This is a genomic window from Acrocarpospora sp. B8E8 (genome assembly GCF_039871605.1).
In the GTDB taxonomy this organism is placed as follows: domain Bacteria; phylum Actinomycetota; class Actinomycetes; order Streptosporangiales; family Streptosporangiaceae; genus Acrocarpospora; species Acrocarpospora macrocephala.
This window is the reverse complement of record NZ_JBDPLV010000192.1, coordinates 1-1,604: the sequence shown is the minus strand read 5'-3', so window position 1 is coordinate 1,604 and position 1,604 is coordinate 1. Positions and strand designations below refer to the sequence as shown.

Sequence of the window (1,604 nt, the reverse complement as noted above, 5' to 3'; positions counted from 1 at the left end):
CAATGCCACTCAGCCTAAATTGATCATGGATTGACGTGCGGTGATGTGCCCCTGCCGACCGCTTCGAGGGCGGATGCCAGGGAGATCCACTACGGTTCGTGATCGTGATGGAGACCGGAGAGCAGTCGCCGCGGCGGTTGGCGGATTCTGTGTCGCTGGGCGTGCTGGCCCGTTGGGTGCCCCGCGATGAGATTGACACCGCGGTTGCCGTGACCGGCAAGAAGGCCAAGCGCCGCGACGGCAAACTGCCTCCGCACGTGATGGTGTACTTCACGATGGCGATGGCGTTGTTCGCCGATGACGACTACGAAGAGGTCCTCGCCCGGCTGACCGACGCCCTGGCGGCCTGGCCGGACTGCTGGGACACCTTGTGGGAGGCTCCGGGGTCGGGCGGGATCACCCAGGCGCGGCAGCGGCTCGGCTCCGAACCGCTGCGGGAGTTGTTCTCCCGGGTCGCCGAACCGGTCGCGGACATGTTGACGCCCGGCGCGTTCCTGGGCACCTGGCGGTTGGTGAGCATCGATGGAATGGAGTGGGACCTCCCCGACAGCGGCGAGAACGCCGCGTTCTTCGGGTATGCCGGGTCAGGGGGCAAACGGTCGGCGTTTCCCAAGGTCCGCGTGGTCGCCCTGGCCGAGTGCGCCTCACACGCCTACTTCGCGGCGGCGATCGGCGGGGTCGGGACCGGCAAGGGGTCGGGTGAGCAGTCACTGGCCCGCACGCTGTGGGCGGCGCTGGATGAGGACATGCTGTTGATCGCCGACCGGAACTTCTACTCCTTCCCCGATTGGCGCCAGGCGCGGGCCTCGGGCGCGCAGTTGCTGTGGCGGGTCAAGGCCGGCCTGCGCCTTCCGGTGCTGGAGAGGCTGCCCGATGGCTCCTACCTCTCGGTGCTGGTCGATCCCGATATCGGTGGCAAGCGGCGGGAGGCGCTGGTCGAGGCGGCCCGCGCCGGAGCCGATCTGGACCCCGGCCAGGCGGCCCTGGTGCGGGTGGTGGAGTACACCGTCCCGGATCGCGACCCGGGCCAGGATGGCGAGCTGATCTGCCTGATCACCACGATCGTGGACCTGCGGGACGGGCCGGCCGCCACCCTGGCCGAGATCTACCACCACCGCTGGGAGCACGAGACCGGAAACGATCAGATCAAGACGCATCTACGCGGGCCGGGCCGGGTACTGCGGTCCAGGAAACCCGACCTGGTGCTGGCGGAGTTGTACGGGTACCTGCTGACCCACTACGCGCTGAACGCGTTGATCTGCGAGGCCGCCACCGAAGCACAGATCGACCCGGACCGGGTCAAATTCACCCGCACCGTCCGCAAAGTCCGCAGCCGCACCGATGACGCTGCGGATTTTCCCCCCTGACCGGCAGCAGCGGGTCATCGATGCGCTCAAGAAGGACATCACCCGCAAGAAGAACCTCAACCCCAAGCGGCGCGATCGCAGTTTTCCACGGGTGGTCAAACGCGCCCGCCACAACTCCTACCGCGTCAAGAGACCCGGTGACGTTGGCGTACGCCACGACGGCCCGGCCACGGTCAAGCTGGCGAACCTTCCCAAGCTCGCCCTCGCCTCATGATCAATTTAGGCTGAGTGGCATTG

General features: G+C 67.3%; 2 protein-coding genes. Both read left to right on the top strand.

All coding sequences use genetic code 11. From position 1 onward, the window contains the following. Nucleotides 1–107: 107 nt before the first annotated feature. On the top strand, nt 108–1,367 hold the full coding sequence (locus tag ABGB08_RS54525; protein ID WP_347608485.1) for an IS4 family transposase: 1,260 nt from the start codon (nt 108–110) through the stop codon (nt 1,365–1,367). Next, the gene (locus tag ABGB08_RS54520) at nt 1,342–1,581 is read left to right on the top strand and encodes a hypothetical protein (protein WP_347608482.1); all 240 of its coding nucleotides are present in this window, start codon (nt 1,342–1,344) and stop codon (nt 1,579–1,581) included. Before ABGB08_RS54525 ends, ABGB08_RS54520 begins: the two co-directional genes overlap by 26 nt. The last annotated feature ends 23 nt before the right edge of the window (nt 1,582–1,604 follow it).